This window comes from Frigoribacterium sp. AP1, from assembly GCF_056680555.1.
This window is the reverse complement of record NZ_CM155288.1, coordinates 626,542-649,922: the sequence shown is the minus strand read 5'-3', so window position 1 is coordinate 649,922 and position 23,381 is coordinate 626,542. Positions and strand designations below refer to the sequence as shown.

Annotated in this window: 21 protein-coding genes; 10 read left to right on the top strand and 11 right to left on the bottom strand. The window is 72.3% G+C overall.

Features of this window, described 5'->3' with window-relative positions; genetic code table 11:
- Nucleotides 1–347 precede the first annotated feature (347 nt).
- Nucleotides 348–1,313, top strand: coding sequence for a hypothetical protein (locus AC1MBW_RS03100; protein ID WP_480025401.1), 966 nt, complete (start codon nt 348–350; stop codon nt 1,311–1,313).
- Between the two features lie 57 nt (nt 1,314–1,370).
- On the opposite strand, the gene AC1MBW_RS03095 is transcribed toward AC1MBW_RS03100, so the two are convergent.
- The 4 genes from AC1MBW_RS03095 to AC1MBW_RS03080 form a co-directional block, all read right to left on the bottom strand.
- On the bottom strand, nt 1,371–2,855 hold the full coding sequence (locus AC1MBW_RS03095; protein WP_054147275.1) for an MFS transporter: 1,485 nt from the start codon (nt 2,853–2,855) through the stop codon (nt 1,371–1,373).
- 542 nt (nt 2,856–3,397) lie between these two features.
- Nucleotides 3,398–4,906 (bottom strand): DHA2 family efflux MFS transporter permease subunit, encoded by a 1,509-nt coding sequence (locus tag AC1MBW_RS03090; RefSeq protein WP_369813665.1) that lies wholly within the window; start codon nt 4,904–4,906, stop codon nt 3,398–3,400.
- Nucleotides 4,907–5,028: 122 nt separating this feature from the next.
- Nucleotides 5,029–5,907 (bottom strand): ABC transporter permease subunit, encoded by an 879-nt coding sequence (locus AC1MBW_RS03085; RefSeq protein ID WP_480025400.1) that lies wholly within the window; start codon nt 5,905–5,907, stop codon nt 5,029–5,031.
- Nucleotides 5,904–6,866 (bottom strand): ABC transporter ATP-binding protein, encoded by a 963-nt coding sequence (locus AC1MBW_RS03080; protein WP_480025399.1) that lies wholly within the window; start codon nt 6,864–6,866, stop codon nt 5,904–5,906. The genes AC1MBW_RS03085 and AC1MBW_RS03080 overlap by 4 nt, the downstream gene beginning before the upstream one ends.
- 164 nt (nt 6,867–7,030) lie before the next feature.
- On the opposite strand from AC1MBW_RS03080, the gene AC1MBW_RS03075 reads away from it, so the two are divergent.
- The 3 genes from AC1MBW_RS03075 to AC1MBW_RS03065 all read left to right on the top strand — a co-directional run bounded on the left by AC1MBW_RS03075 (nt 7,031) and on the right by AC1MBW_RS03065 (nt 9,707).
- Entirely contained in the window at nt 7,031–7,765 is a 735-nt protein-coding gene (locus AC1MBW_RS03075) for a DedA family protein (protein WP_480025398.1), read from the top strand.
- Nucleotides 7,762–8,481, top strand: coding sequence for a nucleoside/nucleotide kinase family protein (locus AC1MBW_RS03070; RefSeq protein ID WP_480025397.1), 720 nt, complete (start codon nt 7,762–7,764; stop codon nt 8,479–8,481). Before AC1MBW_RS03075 ends, AC1MBW_RS03070 begins: the two co-directional genes overlap by 4 nt.
- 557 nt (nt 8,482–9,038) lie before the next feature.
- Nucleotides 9,039–9,707: a histidine phosphatase family protein gene (locus tag AC1MBW_RS03065; RefSeq protein ID WP_480025396.1), complete on the top strand. Its 669-nt coding sequence runs from the start codon at nt 9,039–9,041 to the stop codon at nt 9,705–9,707.
- A 115-nt stretch (nt 9,708–9,822) separates the two neighbouring features.
- Here AC1MBW_RS03065 and AC1MBW_RS03060 read toward each other — a convergent pair whose 3' ends face one another.
- The gene (locus AC1MBW_RS03060; protein ID WP_480025395.1) at nt 9,823–11,100 is read right to left on the bottom strand and encodes an FAD-binding protein; all 1,278 of its coding nucleotides are present in this window, start codon (nt 11,098–11,100) and stop codon (nt 9,823–9,825) included.
- Nucleotides 11,101–11,193: 93 nt separating this feature from the next.
- On the bottom strand, nt 11,194–12,369 hold the full coding sequence (locus tag AC1MBW_RS03055; protein ID WP_480025394.1) for a hypothetical protein: 1,176 nt from the start codon (nt 12,367–12,369) through the stop codon (nt 11,194–11,196).
- Between the two features lie 107 nt (nt 12,370–12,476).
- On the opposite strand from AC1MBW_RS03055, the gene AC1MBW_RS03050 reads away from it, so the two are divergent.
- From AC1MBW_RS03050 to AC1MBW_RS03040, 3 genes are all read left to right on the top strand, one after another.
- Nucleotides 12,477–12,917 (top strand): MarR family winged helix-turn-helix transcriptional regulator, encoded by a 441-nt coding sequence (locus tag AC1MBW_RS03050; RefSeq protein ID WP_480025393.1) that lies wholly within the window; start codon nt 12,477–12,479, stop codon nt 12,915–12,917.
- Nucleotides 12,918–13,239: 322 nt separating this feature from the next.
- Entirely contained in the window at nt 13,240–14,604 is a 1,365-nt protein-coding gene (locus tag AC1MBW_RS03045; protein ID WP_480025392.1) for a peptidoglycan DD-metalloendopeptidase family protein, read from the top strand.
- Nucleotides 14,605–14,644: 40 nt separating this feature from the next.
- Nucleotides 14,645–15,169 (top strand): GNAT family N-acetyltransferase, encoded by a 525-nt coding sequence (locus AC1MBW_RS03040; RefSeq protein WP_235450974.1) that lies wholly within the window; start codon nt 14,645–14,647, stop codon nt 15,167–15,169.
- Nucleotides 15,170–15,332: 163 nt separating this feature from the next.
- On the opposite strand, the gene AC1MBW_RS03035 is transcribed toward AC1MBW_RS03040, so the two are convergent.
- Entirely contained in the window at nt 15,333–16,070 is a 738-nt protein-coding gene (locus AC1MBW_RS03035) for a S1 family peptidase (RefSeq protein ID WP_480025391.1), read from the bottom strand.
- A 235-nt stretch (nt 16,071–16,305) separates the two neighbouring features.
- Here AC1MBW_RS03035 and AC1MBW_RS03030 point away from each other — a divergent pair, with 235 nt between their 5' ends.
- Nucleotides 16,306–16,665: a hypothetical protein gene (locus AC1MBW_RS03030; protein ID WP_480025390.1), complete on the top strand. Its 360-nt coding sequence runs from the start codon at nt 16,306–16,308 to the stop codon at nt 16,663–16,665.
- A 346-nt stretch (nt 16,666–17,011) separates the two neighbouring features.
- Here the strand turns inward: AC1MBW_RS03030 and AC1MBW_RS03025 are convergent, their stop codons facing one another.
- The 4 genes from AC1MBW_RS03025 to AC1MBW_RS03010 all read right to left on the bottom strand — a co-directional run bounded on the left by AC1MBW_RS03025 (nt 17,012) and on the right by AC1MBW_RS03010 (nt 20,889).
- Entirely contained in the window at nt 17,012–17,983 is a 972-nt protein-coding gene (locus AC1MBW_RS03025) for a hypothetical protein (RefSeq protein ID WP_480025389.1), read from the bottom strand.
- 62 nt (nt 17,984–18,045) lie between these two features.
- A complete protein-coding gene (locus AC1MBW_RS03020; RefSeq protein WP_480025388.1) occupies nt 18,046–18,927 on the bottom strand; it encodes a DNA/RNA non-specific endonuclease in 882 nt (293 codons plus the stop codon).
- A 213-nt stretch (nt 18,928–19,140) separates the two neighbouring features.
- Nucleotides 19,141–19,815, bottom strand: a complete 675-nt coding sequence (locus tag AC1MBW_RS03015; protein WP_480025387.1) for a PadR family transcriptional regulator — start codon at nt 19,813–19,815, stop codon at nt 19,141–19,143.
- A 165-nt stretch (nt 19,816–19,980) separates the two neighbouring features.
- Nucleotides 19,981–20,889, bottom strand: coding sequence for an HpcH/HpaI aldolase/citrate lyase family protein (locus AC1MBW_RS03010; RefSeq protein ID WP_480025386.1), 909 nt, complete (start codon nt 20,887–20,889; stop codon nt 19,981–19,983).
- Between the two features lie 167 nt (nt 20,890–21,056).
- Between AC1MBW_RS03010 and AC1MBW_RS03005 the strand changes: the two genes are divergently transcribed.
- Both AC1MBW_RS03005 and AC1MBW_RS03000 read left to right on the top strand, forming a co-directional pair.
- Nucleotides 21,057–22,529 (top strand): CvpA family protein, encoded by a 1,473-nt coding sequence (locus AC1MBW_RS03005; protein WP_480025385.1) that lies wholly within the window; start codon nt 21,057–21,059, stop codon nt 22,527–22,529.
- A 115-nt stretch (nt 22,530–22,644) separates the two neighbouring features.
- Complete coding sequence (locus AC1MBW_RS03000; RefSeq protein ID WP_054144925.1) at nt 22,645–23,364, top strand: hypothetical protein; 720 nt, start codon at nt 22,645–22,647, stop codon at nt 23,362–23,364.
- The last annotated feature ends 17 nt before the right edge of the window (nt 23,365–23,381 follow it).

Here is a 23,381-nt window from a genome sequence, read left to right as displayed (position 1 = left end):
GGCCGCCACCACCCCCCCGGCCCTTGGTGGCAACTCCTGCCTGCTGCAGTCCCCAGGCCGTCCCGTCGCGATCTGGTCACGATGGGCGCGCGCCCTGCAGGAGTTCCCGGCGCCTCACCAGCACGGTCGACAACTCCTGGCGACGGGCGGGTGCCGGCCCGCCGCCTCCCGCGGGCCGCACGCGGGCAGGGCAGGGGCCAGGAGTTCGCGACGACGTGCCCGCCGAGACCGTGGAAGGTTGCACCGGCTCGAAGTCGTCTCGTCCACAGGGGGCTGGACCCGCCGACCGTCCCCGACACGAGGCATCCGGACGGGACGGTGACCGAGACTCGGCCACGCTCGTGGACATGACCACCATCGCCGAACTGGTGTCGTCCGCCGGAGGGGTGCTCCACAAACGCGACCTGGTGGCCCACGGGGCGACCGACCGACACCTCACCGCCGCCGTTCGATCCCGCAGCGTGAGCCGACCCCGGCGGGGGTGGTATTCGACGTGGCCGACCCACGACCCCCGCTACATCGCGGTGGCCGTCGGCGGCCGGCTCACGGGTGCGTCCGCCCTCCACCTGCTCGGAGCGTGGTCGTGGTCGTCGCGCCGACCACCCGTCACGGTGTCGGTGCCCGAGACGGCCTCGCGCCTCCGGAGGCGTCGTGGGGTCCGAGTCGTGTGGGACCCCGTCGAGCTGAGCGGCCGGGGTTCGACATGGGCGGTCGATCCTCGCGACGCCCTGGCTCGGGCGGTCGTCGAGGCACGATCCTTCGAGGACGCGGTGATCCTCGTCGACTGGGCGAGGGATGCGGGCATCCTCCATGACGATGACGACGCCGCCGAGGTGCTGTCCCGGAAGAGGGCGGACGCTGCCGGCCTCGTCGCGTGGAGTGGAGGAGGCGCGGAGAGCATCCTCGAGAGCGCCGCCGGAACGAGACTCCGGCGCGCAGGACGCCATGTCGTGCGTCAAGTTCCCATCGCGGGGACGAGCAAGATCATCGACATGGTGGTCGACGGGATTATCGGCTTCGAGACCGACGGTCGAGCACACCACGAGCGGCGCTTCCACGAGGACCGGGTCAAGGACGCCGACATCGCCCGTGACGGTCGGGTCCCGTTCCGGGCGAGCGCCGAGATGGTGCGGGACAGGTGGCGGTCGACGGCCGAGGCGATCGACGCACTGGTCCACACGGCGGGCGGTCCACGTCCGGTCGAGGATGCCGGCAACTCCTCGTTGCCGCGGGTGCTCGGGCCCCGGGGTCGCAGACTCTGGCGGCTGGCGCTTCCTCGACGGCTCACCGGTCAGGACATGCCGAAGGGGTGAAGTGGGGGACGGCCGGGCTCGGCCCCTCCGGGCCCCGCCCGACCCGACCCAGCCACGTCAGCGCCGCGGCGACTCCTTCGACGAAGGGACGACAGAGAGGGGCGTGGTGATCGTCTCGAGCGACTTGCGGGCCGCGTCGACACCGAAGATCAGTGCGATGACACCGCCGACCAACATGACGCCGGCGCCCAGGAAGTACCCGCCCGTCAGCGGCCCTCGATCGCTGCCGTCCCCGACGAGGGCGCCGTACAAGCTGGGAGCGACGGCACCGACGATCTGCCCGAGGGCGAAGAAGTACCCGATCACCTGGCTCCGCAGTTCGAGCGGGAAGATCTCGCTCACGGTCAGGTACGCCGATGAGGCCCCCGCCGAGGCGAAGAAGAACGAGACGCTCCAGAACGCGGTCTGCGTCGCGGCGTTCAGCACGTCCGCCTGGAAGAGGATCGCCGACACGGCCAGCACGGCGGCCGACACGGCGTACGTCAGGAAGATCATCTGACGCCGACCCCAGCTGTCGAACAGCGGGCCCAGCACGAGCGGTCCGAGCAGGTTGCCCACGGCGAAGATCAGGAAGAAGTACTGCGTGCTGCTGGGACTCGTGCCGTAGAAGTTCTGCAGCACGAGCGCGTAGGTGAAGAAGATCGCGTTGTACAGGAACGACTGCGTGATCATCATCGCGGCGCCGACGAAGGTGCGCTTCGGGTAGTCGTGCACCAGGGTCCGGATGATGGTCCCGAACCCGATCCGCCCTGCGGCGACCACCTCGATGGCCTGGTCGTCCGACACGGGCTCGAGGTGGTCCGTGCCCTTGTCGCGTTCGACCCGGGCCTCGATGTCGTCGACGGTCGCCTCGGCCTCTTTCTCGCGTCCGTGCGTCATCAGCCACCGCGGGCTCTCGGGGATGTGGCGGCGCAGGTAGATGATCGCGAGCCCGAGCACCGGGCCGATGAAGAACCCGATGCGCCAGCCGACGTCCTCGGCGAACAGGTCGGGGTTCAGCAGGAAGATGTTGGCCGTCGCACCGAGGGCCGCACCGCCCCAGTACGTCCCGTTGATGGCGATGTCGACCCGACCCCGGTACTTCGACGGGATGAGCTCGTCGATCGCCGAGTTGATGGCGGCGTACTCTCCACCGATGCCTGCCCCGGCGAAGAACCGGAACACGGCCAGGAAGACGAAGTTCGGCGACAGTCCCGCGATGGCGCTCGCCACGAGGTAGATCGCCAGGGTCAGGATGAACAGCTTCTTGCGCCCGAGGCTGTCGGCCATGCGTCCGAAGATCAAGGCCCCGAAGACCTGGCCGACGAGGTAGATCGTGCCCAGCAGACCGACCTCGGCTGCGGTGAGCCCCAGGTCGGCCTGGAACCCGGCCGACGCGACGATCTGGATCTCGAGCCCGTCGAGCACCCACGAGAACCCCAGGCCCACGACGATCGACCAGTGGAACCTCGTCCACGGCAGACGGTCCATCCGGGCCGGGACGAGGCTGCGCGTGCCTCCGACCGGGGCGCCGCTCGGTGTGGTGGTGGGTGAGCTGGTCATGGGTCGGCCTCCCGGTGGTGCGTGACGACGAGTGCGCAGTCTGCAACTCTGCATGATCTGCACGTCCACGGACGCTACCCCCGCTCGAAGTCCGTGTCCGGGTCGGCCCGCACGTCGAGGAACCAGCCAGCTCGAGGAGGCGCGTGCTGGGAACTCAGGACTCCGGGGAGGTGCGGGCCGAGAAGACCGGGACCTGGACGCGGGGCGCACCCCAGGGCAGGAGTTGCCTGCACCCGCGGAGGTGAAGGAGGCGCGGGTGGCGGAGAGCCCACTCCCGGTGCCATCGCGCAGTCGCCCTCGCAGAACCACCCGTCGGTGACGCGACGGCCCACGACCTCACTGCCGACCGACACGGCGATCAACTGCCGATGGTCGGTGCCTCCCGGAGTGGGAGGCACCGACCATCGGCCATTCGTCAGCCAGGACGCAGGACGCAGGACGCAGGACACACGACGCACGACGCGCGGCACATTGCGCGCGTCGCACAGCCGCGTTGCACGGCCGCGTCGCACAGCCGCGTCGCACGGCCGCGCCGCGACCGGCTAGTGCGCGACGACCGGCTCGGCCCCCTCGACGACCGGCGGCCGCCGCACGAAGAACGACCCCACGACGGCGAACACCGAGATGATCGCGCCGACCAGGAACGCGGCGCGCACGCCGGCTCCGGTCGCGGCGGCTCCGGCGCCCGACTGACTGGCGGCCGCGGTGGCGGCGAGGGTCATCACGGTGACGAACACGGCCGTGCCGGCGGCACCGGCCAGCTGCTGCACCGTGCCGACGATGGCACTGCCGTGCGAGTACAGGTGGGACGGCAGCGACCCGAGGCCCGACGTGAACAGCGGCGTGAACATGAAGGCCAGGCCGATGCTGAGGGCGACGTGGGCGCCGAGCACCATCGGGATCGGCGTGGACTCGGACACCGTCGACATGAACCACAGCACGGCGCTGACGAGGGCGGTGCCGGGCACGAGCAGCACGGTCGGGCCGTACTTGTCGAACAGACGTCCCACGACAGGTGACAGCAGGCCCTGGACGAGACCGCCGGGCAGCAGCAGCAACCCCGTGGCGAGCGGGTCGAGGCCGTGCACGTTCTGCAGGTAGATCGGCAGCACGATCAGGGTGCCGAAGAGGGCGATCATGCCGACGCCGAGCACCGACGCCGAGATCGTGAAGGTGCGCGACGAGAACGTACGCAGGTCGAGCAGGGCGCGGTCGCGACGCTGCAGCGAACGCTGACGCAGCACGAACGCGACGAGGGCGACGACGCCGACGGCGAGCGGCACCCAGGCGGGCACGGCGGCCTCGGCCCCCTCGCCGATCGAGCTGAGCCCGAAGACGATGCCGCCGAAGGCGAAGGCCGACAGGATCACCGAGGTGACGTCGAGCGGCACCTTCTTCGGTGTGGTGACGTTCTTGACGCGGGCGGCGCCCAGCGCGAGCGCGGCGAGGGCGATCGGCAGGACGAGGATGAACATGAAGCGCCACTCGAGCACGCTCAGGATGACGCCCGAGATCGTCGGACCGATGGCCGGGGCGACCGAGATGACGATCGAGATGTTGCCCATCGTGCGTCCGCGCGTGGCCGGCGGCACGAGGGTGAGCACGGTGGTCATCAGCAGCGGCATCATGATCGCCGTGCCCGAGGCCTGCACGACGCGTCCGAGCAGCAGCACGCCGAAGCCGGGAGCGATCGCCGAGATCGCCGTGCCCAGGCTGAACAGGCTCATCGCGGCGATGAACACCGGGCGGGTGTTGAAGCGCTGCAGCAGGAAACCCGTGATCGGGATGACCACGGCCATGGTGAGCATGAAGCCCGTGGTCAGCCACTGGCCCGCCGTGACGGTGATGTCGAGGTCGCGCGTGAGGCTCGGCAGGGCGACGCCCATGATCGTCTCGTTGAGGATCACCACGAAGGCGGAGACGAGCAGCAGCCCGATGACGAGCTTGTTGCGGGCCTCGGTGCCGGCCTGGTCGTGGTCGGCGCCCGCTGTCGCGGTCACGCCGGATCGGCTGTCGCCGACGGTCGTCGGGGGAGAGGGGTCGATGCTCAAATGGGGCTCCTCGGAGGTGACGGCGGGTGTGCCTGTGCGACCGAACGTACGAGACGGTCCGGTTCTTCCCGATCCGTCACGAACGTCCCGCCGTCACCCCGAGGAGGCGCGGTGCGGGTCGGTCAGACGTCGCGTCGCTTCACGAAAGCGAGCGCCAGGCCGAAGAGCACCACGACCCACCCGACGAGCACCAGCAGGGCGCTCCACGGTTCGAGGACGAGGGCTCCGTCGGGGCTCGGCAGCGTCATCGCCGACTGGCCGGAGACCACGTAGTCGTAGAGTCGGGCGGCGGCGTTCGGCGGGATGATCTCGGCCAGGGTGTAGACCCACGCGGCGTCGACGAACGCCGTGAAGATCTGCACGATGATCGGCAGCACGAAGACCAGGCCGACCGAGGCCGCGATGGCACCGGCACCGTTGCGGATGATCGCACCGAGCGAGAAGGCGATCATGCCGGTGAAGGCGATCGACGCCGCGGCGCCGAGCACGCTCCGCCAGAGGGCGCCGTCGCCGAAGTCGACCGTGATGTCGTTCGACGGCAGGATCGCGCTGTTGATCAGCAGGGTCAGGACGAGGGCGACCAGTGACACCACGAAGAGCGTCACCGCGATGACCACGAGCTTGGCGATCACCGCGGGCAGGCGCTTGGGAACCGTCGAGAAGGTCGACCGGATCATGCCCGTGCCGAACTCGCCGGTGATCACCAGGGCACCCAGGATCGAAGCGACGAGCTGGCCGAAGACCACGCCGACCGAGACGGACTGCGCGACGATCTGCTGCTGTTGCTCGGTGCTGGCCTCACCGGCCTGGAACAGGCCCGCGCTGAGGGCGAACAAGGCGCCGAAGCCCACGATGATGACGACCATGATCGACAGGCACCACCAGGTCGAGCGCAGCGTGCGCAGCTTGATGACCTCGCTGCGCAGCACTCCGCCGAAGGTGAGCTTCGAGGTCGGGCGAGCCGGCCGGTCGCGGTGACGGGTGGGGGTCGTGGCGGTCATCGGGTCGCTCCCTGGGGGGTCTGCGTGTCGGGGGCGACGTGGCTGCCTCGCGCCGCGCCTCCTGCGTGGTATTCGACGGAGTCCTGCGTGAGGGTCATGTACGCGTCCTCGAGCGAGCGGACCAGCGGGGTGAGCTCGTGCAGCACGACTCCGGACGAGGCGGCGAGGTCGCCGACCCGCTCGGCGGTGATGCCCCGCAGCTCGACGACGCCGGGCTCGACGGCCGTGACGGCGACGTCGGGCCCCTGCAGCAGCGAGACGAGGTGGTCGGCGTGCGGGCTGCGGACGCGGACGGCGTCGCCCGAGGCCTGCGAGATGACGTCCGAGATGGGGGAGTCGGCGAGCACCTTGCCCCGCCCGAGCACGATGAGGTGGTCGGCGGTCTGCGCCATCTCGCTCATCAGGTGCGAGGAGAGGAACACGGTGCGGCCCTCGCTCGCGAGGAAGCGGGCCAGCGTGCGCACCCAGACGACGCCCTCGGGGTCGAGGCCGTTGACGGGCTCGTCGAGGATGACGGTGGCCGGGTCGCCGAGCAGCGCGGCGGCGATGCCGAGGCGCTGGCCCATGCCGAGCGAGAACCCGCCGACGCGCTTCTTCGCGACCGACTCGAGGCCGGTCAGGGCGATCACCTCGTCGACGCGCTTCTTGCCGATTCCGTGGGTGGCGCCCATGGCCAGCAGGTGGTCGTGCGCGCTGCGACCGGTGTGCACGGCCTTGGCGTCGAGCAGGACGCCGACCTCGTGCAGGGGGGCGACGTGGTCGGCGAACCGCTTGCCGTTGACCGTGACGCTGCCGCTGGTGGGGCGGTCGAGCCCCACGATCATGCGCATGGTGGTGGACTTGCCGGCGCCGTTCGGGCCGAGGAACCCGGTGACGAGACCGGGGCGGACCGTGAAGGTGGCGTCGTCGAGCGCGCGCTTGTCTCCGTAGATCTTGGTGAGGTTCCGGGCTTCGATCATCGCGTGCGTCCTGTCGTCGGCATGCTGAGGGGTGTCCGCATCGCCCCAGGCTAGGGGCGTGGGGTGTCCGGGGGCATCCCCCGCCCGGCCGAGACCTGCGGATGACGGCATGGTCCGCTCGGTGGACGCCTCGTCCCGGGGTCGACCCGTTACAGTCGTCCCTCGTGATCGCCGACACCCTGCTCGCCGCCCTGCCCGCCTCGACCGGCGGGGGGTTCGTCCTCTTCAACCCCGACGAGCTGCTGCCCGCCCTGGGCCCCTGGGCCCTGGCCGGCATCTCGCTGATGGTCTTCATCGAGTCGGGCGTGCTGTTCCCCTTCCTGCCCGGCGACTCGCTGCTCTTCACCGCCGGCGTGCTGCACGAGGCGCTGGGGCTGCAGGTCTGGGTGATCGCGCTCTGCGCCTTCGTCGCCGCGGTGCTGGGCGACCAGGTGGGCTACTTCCTCGGCAACCGTTTCGGCCGCCGCCTGTTCACGGACGATGCGCGCATCCTCAAGACGGCCTACCTCGAGCGTGCCGAGGCCTTCTTCGCGAAGTACGGCGGCACGAGCCTGATCCTCGGTCGGTTCGTCCCGATCGTCCGCACCTACGTCCCGCTGGCGGCCGGGACCGCGGGCTACCGGTACCCCAAGTTCCTGCTCTTCAACGTGACGGGCGCCTTCCTCTGGGCCGTGGGCATGACGGTGCTCGGCTCGCTGCTCGGTGGCATCCCGTTCATCCGCGACCACATCGACGTGCTCGCCGTCGTGCTCGTCGTGCTGTCGGTCGTGCCGATCGCCCTGCACGCGCTGCTCGCCTGGCGCCGGTCGCGCCGCGAGGCCGCCCTGACCGAGCTGCGCACCGCCGACGTCGGTGACGACGCGGGCACCCGTCCCGGCTCGGCCGGCCGCCCCGAGTGACCGGTACGCCGCTCGGCTCGGTCGACGAGCTCGTCGCCCGGGCCCTGGCGGTCCACGCCCGGACGCAGGAGGCGCGGCTCGGCTCCTCCGCAGGCCTCGCGTCTGCCGTCGGCTCGGCCCCGACGCCCGTCCGCACCCTGATCGGCGTCGCGGGTGAGCCCGGCGGCGGGAAGAGCACGGCGGCCGCGTCCGTCGTCGAAGGCCTCACGCGGGTCGGGGTGCGCGCCGTCGTCGTCCCCATGGACGGTTTCCACCTCGCCGGTGCCACCCTCGCCCGACTCGACCGCCTCGACCGCAAGGGAGCCGTCGACACCTTCGACGCCGACGGCTACCTCGCCCTGCTCCACCGGCTGCGGTCCCGGGCGACGACGGTGTGGGCCCCCGAGTACGTCCGCGGCGTCGAGGAGTCGATCGGCGGCGCGGTCGAGGTCGACCCGTCCGTCGAGGTCGTGGTCAGCGAGGGGAACTACCTGCTGGCCGAGCTCGCGCCGTGGCCCGGGGTGCGCTCGGCGTTCGACGAGGTGTGGTTCGTCGACACCCCGGCCGAGCAGCGGCACCGCTGGCTCGTCGCCCGGCACGTCCGGTTCGGCATGACGCCCGAGGCCGCCGAGGACTGGGCCGCCGGTCCCGACGAGGCGAACGCTCGGCTCGTCCGGGCCACCCGCGCCCGGGCCGACGTCGTCGTGGACGCCGGCCGCCTCTGGCCCGACGCCTGACCGACCGGCCGCACCGCAGCTCCTCGACCCGCACCTCCTCGACCCCCGCCTCCCTGCCCCCGCCGCCGCCCGCGCGCTGTGCAATTCGCGACAGAGGCGCTGCGACATGCCGGTGTGCGACCAAGGTGAGCGGCGTGTCCCGGGGGAAATGTCGGGTTCGGCACGTCGACGCGGCCGGCGACGGTCGGGAATTGCACGGGCGCGCGGGAGGTGCGGGTCGGGATCTGCACGCCGAGCCCAGGAGGCGCGGGTCGGGATCAGGACGGCGGCTCGGGAGGTGCGGCTCGGGCACTGTGCAAATCGCGACAGAGGCGCTGCGACATGCCGGTGTGCGACCAAGGTGAGCGGCGTGTCCCGGCGGAGTTGTCGGGTTTGGCACGTCGACGAGGCCGGCAGCGGTCGGGAATTGCACGGGCGCGCGGGAAGTGCGGGCCGGGATCTGCACGCCGAGCCCAGGAGGCGCGGGTCGGGATGCGCACAGGGGGTGCGGAAGGCGCGCGTCGCGTTCGTCGACCAGCCCCCCCCGGTGTCGGGGGTCCGTCCTAGGGTGGTGGATCATGCGCCTGTTGTTGATCCGCCACGGTCAGACCCCCGACAACGTCGAGGGCAAGCTCGGTACCGTCGCCCCCGGCGTCGGGCTCACCGATCTCGGTCGGCGGCAGGCCGAGGCGCTGCCCGCGGCCCTAGCCGACGAGACGATCGGTGCGCTCGCGGTCAGCACGCTCGTGCGCACGCAGCTCACCGCGGCTCCTCTGGCCGCCGCCAGGGGGGTGACGCCGACGGTGCTCGACGGGCTGCGCGAGGTGAAGGCAGGCGACCTCGAAGACCGCAGCGACGCCGACGCGGTCACGGCCTACGTCGGCTGCGTCTTCTCCTGGGCGGCGGGCGACCTCGACGCGCGGGTGCCCGGTTCGGAAGACGGGCACGAGTTCTTCGCCCGCTACGACGCGGCGCTGGCCGACCTGATCGCCGCGGGCGAGCGCGACGGTCACGAGACGGTCGCCGCCGTCAGTCACGGCGCGGCCATCCGCGCCTGGGCCGGGTCGCGGGCGGTCAACGTCGACGACGAGTTCATCCGGCACCACCTGCTCGAGAACACGGGCGTCGTCACGCTCGAGGGCACCCTCGACCGCGGCTGGCGCCTCCAGACCTGGCAGGGCCTGCCCGTCGGCGGTGCCGAGCTGCTCGACCTCGACGCGGCCGACCCCACCGGCGAGTCCTACTGACGCTCGGCCCGACCCTCGATCGGGCGGCCGCCCGGTCCGGCTGAGCCAGCAGGTCCCGGTCCGGCTGAGCCAGCAGGTCCCGGTCCGGCAAGAAGAACAGCCCCCGGGCACGGCTCTATGCGAGCAGTCGCTCGAGTGCCGGGCCGCCGAACTTGCCGTCGGGGTCGACCTCGTGGACGAGGGCGGCGAAGTCGGCCAACCGGGGGTACGCCTCGACGATCGCCGCGTGGGGCAGGGCCGACAGCTTGCCCCAGTGGGGGCGCGGGGTGAAGGGGGCCAGCGCCTCCTCGACGCGGGGGATGAGGGCGGCGACATCGGCGGGGTGCTTCTTCCAGGTGAAGGCGATGCCCAGGCTGTCCTGCGGCGTCGGGCTCAACCACAGCGGGTCGCCGGCGACGGTGCGGGTCTCGCAGGTGTGGAGGTGCGGGCGCAGATCGTCGCCGAGGCGCTGCACGGCGCGGAGTGCGGCCGGGCCGTCCTCGAGGGCCACGAAGTGCTCGCTCTGCAACTCGGAACCCACCGACGGGGTGGCGTCGATGCGGAAGTGCGGCAGCCGGTCCGCCCACGACCCGACGCTGCCGTCCATCGGCGTCGACTTCGTGCCGGTGACCTCGGCGTGTTCGTCGACCGGGGCGGGGCGGGCGCCCCACAGGTCACGGGGCATCGACACGTCGGCGAGGCCCTCGGGCACGCGCGACTTGACGAGCACCTCGCGGATGCGGTGGTCGAACTCGTGGAAGAAGCTGACGCTGTAGCCGGCTCCCATGACGTCGAGCAGGTGGTCGTCGACGCTCGACCAGGGCAGGTCGACGTACGTGTCCTGCCGCATGCGGAACCCGGGCTGCACGTCCAGGGTCACCCGGACCACGACGCCGAGGGCGCCCAGGGCCACGACGCTGCCGTCGAACCCCGGCTGACCGCGACGCACGGTCCGGACGGACCCGTCGGGGCCGACGATCTCGAGGGCCGAGACCGCACTCGACAGGCTGCCGAGGCCGAGCCCCGAGCCGTGGGTACCGGTGGCGATCGCGCCGCCCACCGAGATGTGCGGCAACGACCCCATGTTCAGCAGGGCGAGTCCGTGCCGGTCGAGGCGCTGCGCGACGACGGCGTAGTTCGTGCCGGCGCCGACGGTGACGCTGTGCCCGTCGTCTGCGATCACCGGGTCGGCGGGCAATGCCGTGGTCGACACCAACAGGCCCGGGCCGTCGGCCACGTCGCTGAACGAGTGGCGCGTCCCCAGGGCCCGGATGCGGGGAGCCGCGGCGACGAGTTCGCTCAGCTCGTCGACCGTGGTCGGCTGCACGACCCGGGTCGCTCCGTAGCTGAAGCTGTCGGCCCAGTTGCGCTCGTCGCGTCGGGGTGGACGGAGGGTCTCGTGCGTCGTCGTCACCGGTCGAGTCTCGCACGCGCCCGGATCGAGGAGGCGCGGGGCGCGATCGTCGCGCCCCGCGGCTCCTCGGGGTGGCCGGCCGGCGGCCGGGGGTCAGGCGGCGATGCCCTCCTCGTCCTCGCGGACGGCCACGAGTTCGTTCGCGAGCCGGGTGCGGCGCACGCTCCAGAGGTGGGTGAGTCCGGCGAGGGCGAGCCCGGCGGCGAGCCAGAGCGAGAGCGTCAGGCCGGCCCGGCCCCAGCCCTGGCCGGGGAAGTACACGATCGACTGCGTGGCGTGCAGCCAGGCCGAGCCGTTCCAGAAGGCACCCAACGCCCCGAAGAAGGGCGGCACGAGCTGCGACGAGAAGACGCCGCCCGAGCTGGTGAAGTTCAGCATGACGAAGAGCATGGTGAGGGCGGGCGTCGTCCAGTGGCGCAGCAGGGGGTGCAGGCCGATGCCGATCACGACGACGGTGGTCACGTAGAGCCAGCTGACGAGTGCCACGCCCCACAGGCCGGTCGTGACGATGCCGTAGACGGGGCCGACGACGACGGTGCCGATCGCCGCGATGACCGCGGCCGTGACGACACCGGCGAGGAGGCGCGAGCCGAGTCCCAGCCGGGCGCTCGCCGCCGAGATGGCCGCGGCACTCGCGTACGCGCCGACGCTCAGGGCGACGAGCAGGAAGAACAGCCCCTGTCCCGTCGGGTCGCCCTCGCCGCTCGGCACGACGTCGTCGACCTCCAGGGGCAGCCCGAGCCGGTAGGCGACTGGGCCGAACACCTTCTGCAGGACGCTCGCGGTCGTGTCGGACGCTGCGGACGAGACGTACAGGGTCGCGTCGGTCGCGCCCACCTCGAACGCACCCGAGATCTCGCGGTCGGTGATGAGCCTGCGCGCCGCGTCGGCGTCGGCGACGGTGCGCACGTCGAGGGCGTCCGGGTCGGCGTCGTTGAGCTGCTGGGCGAAGACCTCGCTCTGGGCCGAGCTGCCCACGACGGCGACGGGCACGTGGTGGGGTGTCGGGTGGCCGAAGGCGCCGAGGTAGGCGAGGGCCATGCCGGTGGCCAGGAAGAGGGGGATCAGCACGTGCAGGCCGAGGGACCGCCAGGCCGCGGCGTCCGGGCGCGGGCGGCGCGCGGCCGTGGGTCCGGCGTGCTGGTGACCGCGTCGGAGGCGCGGGTCGGGTCGGTCGTCCCGCCCCCGGAGCGGGTCGTCGCGGAACGAGTCGTGGTCGGGGCGCGCGCCGTCGTCCGGGCGGTGCAGGGTCAGGTCGGTGGTCGTCACGGGGCTCCTCGTGGTCGGGGGCGCCGTTGCCCGTCGGTCTACAGTTGCATTATGCAACACAAACCGCCCCCTCGGTGTTCCCGACCGCCCGCCGTTAGGCTGACCCCGTGACGGACCAGCGGGGGCAGCGAGGAATCGACACGGTCTACTCGGAGCTCGAGACCGTGTCGCGGCGGGCCGTCGCCCGCGCCCGGCACAAGAGCGCCCCGTTGTCGTTCGTCGAGCACTCGCTCGTCACCTTCATCGCGGCCCACCCCGGCTGTCGAGCCACCGACATCGCGGCGGACTTCGGCCTCAACCGCTCGACCGTCTCGCGCCAGCTCGGCGGACTCGTCGAGCTGGGCCTGGTCGAGCCCGGCGAGGGTGGCGCGGTCGAAGGACGACGAGGGCAGGCCCTCGCGCTGACCGCCCGCGGCCGTGAGCTGCTCGCCCGATCGGTCGACGCCAACCGGTCCGCCCTGGCCGACCGGCTCGAGGGGTGGACGGTCGCCGAGGTCGACGCGCTCGCCGCGGCGTTGCACCGTCTCAACTCGGCCTTCGTCGACTGACCCCGACGACGTGTCCGAGACTCGTCCCGTGTGGCGGGTCCCGGCCCGCGAGGGCGATGCCTGTCGTCGTGGGCGACAGGTGTCGCAGACCCGCGCCTCCTCGTCCTTCGGGGTACAGATCGTGTGACTCGTGTGACTGGAGTCATGTCGTGAACACCCCTGTGAACCCCTGACTGGGGACAAGCCGATGCCGAGAAAGCTTGATGTCCGGGTTTACCCTTCCCGGTTCCGCCCGTAGGCTGATCAGGTTCCCCACCCCCCGACGGCCGTCGATCCGACGCGTCCTGCGGGCTCGGGGCCGACCAGAGATAGGTGCTCTTCCGTGACTTCGCCCGTGACCCTGCCCCGCCGACAGGGCGTCGCCGCCGCCGTGGCGACGGTGCTGCTCAGCCTCACGCTCGTCGTGTCGGGCACGGTGCTCGGGGCCTCGCCCGCGCAGGCCGCCTCGTACCCGTCGTGGGACGACGTCCAGGCCGCACGGTCGAGCGAGTCGTCCAAAGCCGCCGAGGTCAGCCGCATCCAGGGGCTGCTCGACCAGCTCGCGAGCGACGCCACCACCGCCCAGGCCGAAGCCGAGCGTCTCGGTGCCGAGTTCGAGCAGGCCCAGGCCGACGCCGACGCCGGTGCCGCCAAGCTCGCCGAACTGCAGTCGCAGGCCGACGAGAAGGCCGCGGTGGCCGACGCCAGCGAGCAGCGCGCGGGCCAGGTCTCGGCCCAGCTCGCCCGCACCGGTGGCGGCAACGTGTCGTCACAGCTCGTGGGTGACACCGAGCAGGCCGACGACCTCCTCTACCGACTCGGCGCGATGAGCAAGCTCACCGAGCAGACCGACGGCATCCGCCAGCAGGCCGTGAACGACCGCAACGTCGCGCAGTCGCTCTCCGACCAGGCCAAGGTCGCCTCGGACGCGCTCGTGAAGCTGCAGGGCGCCGCCCAGGTCTCGATGGACGAGGCGCAGGCCGCGTCCGACGCCGCCGCAGCCGCCGTCGCCGCCCAGCAAGAGAACGAGTCGCGCCTCCAGGGTCAGCTCGCCGTGCTGCAGGACCAGAGCCTGCAGACCGAGGCCGACTACGCCACCGGCGTCGAGGTCGCACGTCAGGCCGAAGAGGCCCGCAAGGCCGCGGCGGCTGCCGAGGCCGCCCGCCAGGCCGAGGCCCTCCGTCAGCAGCGCGCAGCGGCTGCTGCGGCCGCCGCTGCCCGGCCCTCGACGCCTTCTGCTCCCGCTCCCGCCCCGTCCACAGGCGGTGGTTCGTCCGGTGGTGGCGGTGCCTCGACCGGCTCGGGCTGGGTGCGACCTAGCGCCGGCTACATGTCGAGCGGCTACGGCATGCGCGTCAACCCGGTGACCGGCGTCTACCGCATGCACGACGGCATCGACCTGGCCCCCGGCTGCAACAGCCCCATCTACGCCGCGACCTCAGGCACCGTGACGTTCGCCGGTCAGGCGAGCGGCTACGGCAACTACATCCAGGTCAGCCACGGCGGCGGCGTCTCGACCGCGTACGGCCACATCGTCAACGGCGGCATCAAGGTGTCCCGCGGGCAGAGCGTCGTCGCGGGCCAGTTGATCGCGCTCGTCGGGTCGACCGGCAACTCGACCGGCTGCCACCTGCACTTCGAGACCCGCGTGGGCGGCGCCTCGACGAACCCCGTGCCGTTCATGTCGGCACGCGGCGTCCGTCTGTAGCACGTCCGCCGGGTCCCGCCCGAGGGGGCAGAATCGTCTGGTGACGAACACCGCTCCCTCCGCCCTGCCCCCGCTGCACCTCGAACGCGTCGCCTTCGACGACCCCCGTGCCGTCGCCCTGCGCGACGCCATGGACGCCGAGATGACCGTCCGCTACCACCGCGACGTCGTCGAGCCCGTCGCCGTCGTCGAGGCCCGGAACGCCGCCCTCACGGTCCACCCGTCGAACGTGCTGGCCACCGTGCTGGTCGTGGCCGACGACGATGCCGACGGCGGCACGCCCGTCGGCCACGCCCTCGTGCAGAGCCGGGACGGCGAATGGGAGGTCAAGCGCGTGATCGTCTCGGACGGTCAGCGCGGCCGCGGCATCGGCCGACTGCTGATGGCCGAGCTCGAGGCGGTCGCCCGTGAGGGCGGTGCGCGCCGACTCATCCTGCAGACCGGGGACCGCCAGCCCGACGCCGTCGCCCTCTACGAGAAGATCGGTTTCACCCGCATCCCGACCTACGAGCCCTACGTCACGACCATCCCGCAGTCGATCTGCTTCGAGAAGCCGATCGTCTGACGTCCCGCGGCCGACGCCCTCGAGGAGGCGCGGGTCGCCACGACGACGGAGGCGCACCCCGGTCGCGTGACCGGGGTGCGCCTCCTACGCTCCGTGGGCGGGCGGGGCCGTGTGGCCGGGCGTCCGTGGTAGCCCGGAGCCGGCGGACCGGCCCGTTCGCGGACTAGAGGCCGGCCGTCGAGCGGATCCAGCTCGCGCTCTGCGACAGCACCGCGTAGTTCGACCCGGCGCGGGTGTTCGCGCCCGGGTCGGCCTCGTCGCCGGTCGAGCAGACGGCCACGATCTGGCCGTTCACGATCAGCGGTCCGCCCGAGTCGCCGTGGTTCGCCGCGCCGGTGGTGCCGTTCAGGTGCTGGGCGACCCCGCCGTAGGCGTCGGTGCTGCGGCCGGTCAGGCCGACCGTCGCTTGATACAGACCGTCGGACTGCACCGAGTTCGCGCGCAGGCCGTACCCCATGATCGTTCCGCTGCCCGTCGAGGTCGCCTGGAACCCCAGGTTCAGCGTCGGGTAGCTGCCGAGGGTCTTCGACTGGCTCAGGTGCACGAGTGCGATGTCGCCCACGGGGGCGGCGGCGACGCGGTCGACGGCGATCGCGGTGCCCGGGTTCGTCGTGCTGTTCGAGTGGTAGACCTGCATCGAGGTGACGCCGTCGATGCAGTGGCGGGCGGTCAGCACCCAGCTGGCGTTGATCTGTTCGCCGGTGCAGGCGTAGCTCGCGGTGCCGCCGGTCTGGAAGACCAGTTGCACGGCCCACGGCGTCGTGGGTGCCTTCTCGCCGCCGACGATGTCCGTCGACCGGATGGTGTTGTCGGGGCCGGCGGCGACGGCCGAGGTCGAGACCCCGAGCGATCCGACGGCGAGGGCCGCAGCGGTCAGGGCGGCGGCGACGAAGGTCTTCATGTGGTTCCCCTTGGTTCGGGTGGTGCGTGTCGGGTGGTGCCGACCGGGTGGTGCCGGCCGGGCGGTCCGGTGATCGCCCGACCCGGTGGATCGGGCACGTCCCGCCTGGGTCGAGCTTCCGCCTGGCCCTCGTCCGGGGGCAAGTCGGCACTCTGGCCGACTTGACGCCGAGTGTTGCTCGTGGCAACAGATGTGCTGCTCGCGGCGGATGCGGGCGGGCGGGTAGCGTGTGCGGGTGATCACGCGACGAGACGCCGCCCTGCGACTGGACATCCCCCTCGAGATGGCCAAGCGCCACGGACTGCCGCCGAAGATGACGGTCGACGAGCTCGTCGCGATGGAACGGACTCCGCCGGCCTGGCTGGTGCAGTCCCGCGCGAACCGCACGGGCAAGCCGGTCTGGGTCGAGCTGGAGTGCGTCGTCTGCGGCTACCACGAGGCGGCGCGCCCCAAGAAGTGGTGGCCCGAGTACACCTACCTCAGCTGTGACGACCACGGCGCGGACGAGCTGCCCGAGCCCGAGCCGGGCGTCGTGCGCGCCGAGGTCGACGGCGTCGGCACCCGCTTCGTCGCCATCGTCGACGTCGCCCCCTGACCCGCGCCTCCCGGCCTCTGCCCCCACCCCCCGGCTTCTCGTGCAGATCGCGACACCCGGGACCCGACACGCCGTCCGGGTGAACAGATGAGCGGCGTTTCGTCGCGCCGATGTCGGGTTCGGCACGTCCGGCGGGCCGCCCGAGGTCGCGAAAGGCACGCCGCCGCAGCTCGGACAGGTCGCGAAAGGCACGCCGCCGCGGCTCGGACAGGTCGCGGGATGCACGCCGCCCTGGGTTCGGACGGGTCGCGAACGGCACGTCGCCCGCGCGATGGGCCCGTCGCGATGAGCGCGGGGACGCACCGGGTCGGTCGGGGAGGCGACCAGGAGGCGCGGGTCGGGTCGGTCAGACCGTGTACTGCACCGAGACGGGCGGCTCCAGCCCGGCCAGCAGGTGGACGTAGGCCTGGCGTGCGTCCTCGACCAGGAGTTGTCGCTGGATGTGCTGGTCGTGCCAGTCGACCAGGTCGTCGAGCGTGACGTCGTCCACGTCGTCGGCCACCAGGTAGCTGAAGGCGTAGGCGTTGCCGTCGTCGTCGAGGGTGCGGCGGTAGCCGAGGGTCTGACGGGTCGTGGCGTCGACGAAGACCTCCCAGCCGGGGTCGCTCGCGTCCGGCAGGGTGACGTCGACCACGGGGTGAGGGGCTCCGGCGGCGGGGGAGGCGAGTCTCGTGCCGAGGGTGGCCGCCCGCATCGTCGTGGCGGCCGGGCCGGCCGTCGCGAGATCGTCGGATCGGGCGCCCCCGGGCCGCGGGTCGTCCGGACCGGACGCGCTCGCCACCGCATCTGCTGCCCGCGCCACGGCCGCGGCGCCGGCCAGCGAGGACTCGGGAGAGCTCGTGTCGATGCCACGCACCACGTCGTGGTCGACCCGGGCGACGGCTCGCGCGAGCGCACCCTCGAACAGCTGCAGCCGTCGGGCCGTCGCCCGCAACCAGGCCTCGAGGGCGTCCCGTTCGTCGGGCGTGAAGGGCTCTGGCTCGAAGGAGTTCACGGAGAAGGACGCCGCCTCGACCGACCACTCCCACTCGAGCACCACGCGGAGGAGCGCCGATCGGCGGGGCATCAGCGCGAGCGTCCCCTGGCGCAGCCCGGGAGAGAAGTGCAGTTCGGGTTCGTCGAGCAGGTGCCTGACACCGGAGGCCGCATCGATCGAGGTGGTCGGCACCAGGAAGGCCACCCGGACCTCGCGCCAGGGCGCGGCCCGGACCGGAGGGGCGTCCTCGTCGCGCAGGATCGTCAGGCTGCGTGGCATCTCGGGCGGCAGGGGTGACGGGATGTCTGCGGGGTCGACGGGGTCTCGGTCGTTCGGTGCCATGGCCAGAGAATGCTGGCACGGCTCGATGCGAGCCGCCTGGACGAGCCGGGGTCGCGGGGTCGTCAGAACGACAGCTGGTCGACCGACGTGAGCGGCACCCACCCCGCGCGGATGCCGTCCGGCGGCTCGATCGTGGGCACGGGCCGCAGGGTGTCGGCCTCGGCGAGTTGCGCGAGGTCGAAGCCGGTCATCTCGGCGATGTCGCGGACGGGCACCTGGTAGGTGCGGTACGGCCCGAGCGGCGGTGGGTCGCCCTGCTCGTGCGAGCGGGCGAACGCGGCCTCGAGGTCGACGCCCTCGAGCTCGGGGGACTGATCGAGCAGGTACGCCGCCGTGCGCAACGAGCCACCGTCCGACGTGGTCCACGCCGCGATCTTGAAGAACCGGCGCGGCAGGCGGATGCCGCGGTAGGGCGCGTCGTCGTCGAGCAGCACGGGCGCCGTGAAGACCGTCAGCCGCTGCCGGTGCGTGGAGGCGTACTGCAGCACCCGGTCTTCGAGGCCGAGCCAGAGCTCTTTCGACTGGTTGAACTCGGCGGCTTGCGGTGCGGCGTTGGTGAAGCTGAACGTGTCGACGTTCGCCGCGGCCGCGACGACCGGCTCGCCCCAGACCGGGTCGCGTCGGCGGACCAGGTGCCCCCGGTCGAGGTCGTTCGAGGCGTACACCTCGGGACCCGTCTGCTCGTCGTCGGGTACGCGTTCGTCGAGGTGCCAGTCGTCGCCTCGGCCCAGGTCGAGCAGCGACGACCCGTCGACGTTGACCGCCGTCAGAGCGGCCAAGCGCCGGAGGGGGTCGAGCAGCACCGTGAAGTGGACGTAGGGCAACTCGCGCACGGTGGTGTGGACTGCCGGCAGGGGCACGTGGACCGTGAGGAACGACGGATCGTACCCCGCGCGGTCGAGCCCGACGGTGCTCGCGGTGGTGGGGTCGTCTGTGGTGCTCATGGGCGCCTCCGGCAGGTCGTCGTTCTCGTGGGGCCATCCTGCCCACGACCCCTGACATCGGTCCGGGCGGCGCCGCGACCACGCGAAGGAGGCGCGGTGCGGGGATTCCCGCACCGCGCCTCCTCGGTGCTCACGTCGGCCGCCGGGCCGGTGCCGACCGGCGAGCGCTCAGCCCGCCGAGGCTCAGCCCGCCGAGGCTGAGTCCGCCAGGGCTCAGTCCGCCAGGATCGTGTAGAGCGCGCGGCGGGCTTCGTCGAGCTTGGCGGTGGCGGCGGCCCGCTGGGCCTCGCTGCCGTCGTGGTGGAACTGCTTCACGACGCCCATCAGCTTCATGAGGCTGGTCTGGAACTCGCGGTCGGTGTCGCTCGCGTCGTCGGCCGTCGCTGCCCAGGCCTTCTCGATCTCGTCGGCGTGCTCGGCCACATGGGCCCGGCCCGCCTCGGTCAGCGTGAAGACGCTCTTGGTCGCGGCCTCGTCGGACGAGATGAGTTCTTCGTCGACGAGCTGCTGCAGCGTGGGGTAGACCGAGCCGGGGCTGGGCTTCCACGCGCCGTCGGTTCGCTCGGCGATCGCCTTGATCAGGCCGTAGCCGTTCGACGGGGCGTCGGACAGCAGCGAGAGGATCGCGAGGCGCACGTCGCCGCGTCGGGCCCGGCCGCGTCCTCCGCGGCCCGGCCCGAAGCCGCCGGGGCCGAAGCCCGGGCCGCCGGGGCCGAAACCGGGGCCGAAGCCGCCGAACCCGGGGCCGGGGCGGAACCCGCGGCCGAACGGACGGCCGAATCGGCCGTGACCCTCGCCGCGGCCGAAGGGGTCGCGGCGGGCGTCGGGGGAGTCGTGGTGCTGGCGACGGGGGTCGCCGTGGTTCTCGGGGGTGAAGTCGGTACCCATGGGGTACTCCTTTGGGGTCGAGGGAAGAAGTCGAGATCACGACGTCCTGTCGCGATGTGTCAAAGATATGTCGTTGACTATCGCGAGTCAAGACCGCGACAAGAAATCGGGCAAGAAAAAAAGGAGGCGCATCCCCGGTGGGATGCGCCTCCTTCCGTCGAGGGGTCAGCTGGCGGGCTGCACCCCGAACGCCGAGGCGAGCTTCTCGATCTTCTGCGCCCGGCCGAGGCGGGGCAGGTCGCTGCCGTCGCGGATGACCCGGCCGCGGCCCTCGAAGTCGGCCAGGAAGTCCTGGGCCCAGGCGACGTCGGACGGGGTCGGGCTGATGACCTCGTTGATCACGGGCAACTGCTCGACGTCGAGGCAGAGTTTGCCGGTCAGGCCGAGGGCGACCGCGACCCCGGACTGCTCGCGCAGGACGGGGTGGCTGCTGCCCACCGTCGGGCCGTCGATCGGGCCGGGCAGTCCGCCGATGCGGCTGGCCACGACGAGGCGCGAGCGGGGGTAGGCCATGGCCAGGTCGTCGGCGCTCGTGCCGGTGTCGCGGCGGTAGTCGCCGCTGCCGAACGCGAGACGGAACGCCCCGCGGGCCTTGGCGATGGCGGGGCTCTCCTCGATGCCGAGGGCCGACTCGACGAGGGCGAGCACCGGCACCGCGCCTCCGAGCCGGTCGAAGGTCTCGGTGACGTGCTCGGGGGCCTCGGTCTTGGCGAGCATGACGCCGTGCAGTCCGGGCAGGCCCAGGAGGGCGTCGACGTCGCCGGACCAGAAGTCGGTCGAGCGGTCGTTGATCCGCACCCACGCCTCGCCGCCGCCCGTCAGCCAGGCGACGACGTCGTCGCGTGCGGCGGGCTTGCGGGCCGGGTCGACCGCGTCCTCGATGTCGAGGACGATCTGGTCGGCGCGTGACGCCTGCGCCGAGTCGAAGCGGTCGGGCGCGGTGCCGGGGACAAGCAGCCACGATCGGGCGATGTCGGCCTTGGGTCGCGTGCGGCCGGCCGCCGGGGCCCGGCGGGCCGTCGCCGCGGGGTCGGTCGCGGTCGGGTCGGAGGGGATCTGGCTGGTGTCGGTCATGACGTCGTCGTCCTTCGTCGCTCGGCGGTCCCGTCCACGCTACCGGCTCGTCCGGGCCCGTGAGTCCTCCGGGTGAGGGCGGGGGCTCCCGGCCCGGGGTGCCGTTCGGGCGTAACGTTCAGGAGGATCACAGATCCAGGGAACGACCCCACCGACAGGAGTGAGCCATGACCGACGCGAACGATCCGCGGCGCGACCGCCCCGACCACGAGGGACGCGATCCCCGGCACGGCGACGAGAACGACGCCCCGCGGTCCGACGAGACCGGTGAGTCGACCGAGGTGCCCTACGGCTCCGAGGTGCCGACGCAGCAGCCCCCCGCCGTCGACTTCGGCGGCGACGCCCCGACGCAGCAGCAGCCCGCCGTCGACTTCGGTTCCGACGCCCCCACGCAGCAGGCCCCGATCGCCGACGCCGAGGACCGCCCGGTCGTGGCCGAGACCCGTGCGACCGGCGACGCGTCCGGCGCTCCCGCCCCGTCCGACGAGGAGGCGCTGCCCGAGTCGGTGCCCGCCGAGTACGTCCCCGGCGACACGGCGTCCGACCGACCCGCCGACGCCGACTCGTCGACCGACGCCGACGGGCGCGACACCGAGGTCCTCTCGGAGTCCGACCGGGACGCGGCCTCGGCCGGCCGTCCCACCGAGGCCATCCCCATGGTGGCTCCGACCGAGCCCGCCCAGCGGGCCTGGTCCGCCTCCTCCGACGGCACGCGCCGTCCGCTGCACGACGACGAGGCCCTGCGCGCGGCCGAGGCCGCCCGCGCCGGAGACCCCGCCACGGGTGACCGGGGTGACGACACGGCCACCGCGGCGTCCGCGACCGCGGCGACCGGCGCCTCCTCGTCCTCGCGCGACGGGTGGGTCGACGACCGCTCGGACGCCGAGCGCGACGCCACCGACCGCGCCGCGGCCGAGCGTCAGCCCTCGTTCGGCCAGGACGCCCCCACCGCCGTCGCGCCCACCGCGGCAGCGGCAGGAGGCGCGGCTGCAGGTGCCGCCGCCGGTCGCGACACCGGCTCCCACGCCTACCCCCTGATCAAGGACTCCGGCATCGACCACGTGTCGGTGCGCCGTGAGCTGCTCGCCCAGCAGAAAGAGGAGTTCGGCGGCATCCGCTTCGGCGCCGGTCTGCTCGGCTGGTTCGCCGCGACGGGCTTCGGCCTCGTCATGATCACGATCTTCGGCGGCGTCCTCGCGGCCTGGGGCGGGGTCGCCTCGGGCTCGACCGCCATGACCGACCTGCGCAGCTTCACGGCCGACAACGCCGACGTGCTGGCGCTGACGTCGGGCATCGTGGTGCTCGCGATCATCTTCTTCGGGTACCTCGTCGGCGGGTACACGGCGTCGCGCATCGCCCGCTTCAGCGGCTTCAAGCAGGGGCTCGCGACCTGGCTCTGGGGCGTCGTCATCACGATCGTCCTGGCGATCGTCGTGGGCGTCGTCGGCACCCAGTCCGGTGACTCGTCGTCGCCGAACCCGTTCGTGCCCTCGATGGACGACCTGCAGTCGTCGTCCCTCGCCGGTCTGATCGGCCTCGCCCTCGTGGTCGTGTTGAGCTTCGCCGGTGCCGTCCTCGGCGGCCTGCTGGGTCAGCGGTACCACCGCAAGGTCGACCGCTTCTTCTCCGAACAGGACTGAGCGCCGCGAGGGGGCGTCCCGGCCGGGTCGCCCCCTCGCCCGCTCGCCCCATCCGACGCGGCCCGGGCGTCGAACACCGATCAACCCCACCGGGCAGCACAGACAAGGACCACTCATGCGCACCCCCCTCCGTTCCCCCCTCGGCCGCGGCGTCCTCGGCGTCGTCGCCACCGGAGCCCTCGTGTTCTCGCTCGCGGCCTGTGCCTCGACCTCGGACTCCGAGAGCAACAACACGGCCCCGACGCACCCCGTGAACCAGACCCGCGAACCGGGTCCGGGCGAGAGCCTGCTGCCCCAGGCGACGATCCCGGACCTGTCGAACGGCGTCGACACCCAGGTCGCCGTCGACGCGTCGTTCGTCGAGGCCCTCACGACCCTCGGCCTCACGCCGGGCGTGGTCGGCACCGCGACGTTCACCGACGGCACGTTCTCGTTCCCGATCACGGGCGGGCACGTCGACTACTTCGGCCCCGACAGCGAGATCCGTCCCTACGTGCAGGGCGAGATCGACCACGACGGCTCCGGCCTGTCGTTGACCGCGGCCGACGGCACCGTCGTCGAACTCACCGACTTCCGCATCGACCCGGGCGAGAGCAAGCTCTACGGCACCGTCACCGCCAACGGCACCGTCGCCGCCGAGGACGCCTACCTGTTCAACCTCTGGGGCGGCACCCTCAAGCCCCTCGAGGTCGTCGACGGCAACGCCGTGCTCGAGGGCACGACGGTCCACGTCAGCCCCGACGCGGCCGAGTTGCTGAACGAGACCTTCGGGACGGACGCCGTCCAGGACGAGATGCTCGTCGGCGTCGCGAAGATCACCGCCGCGACGGAGTAGTACCGAACTACGGCGTG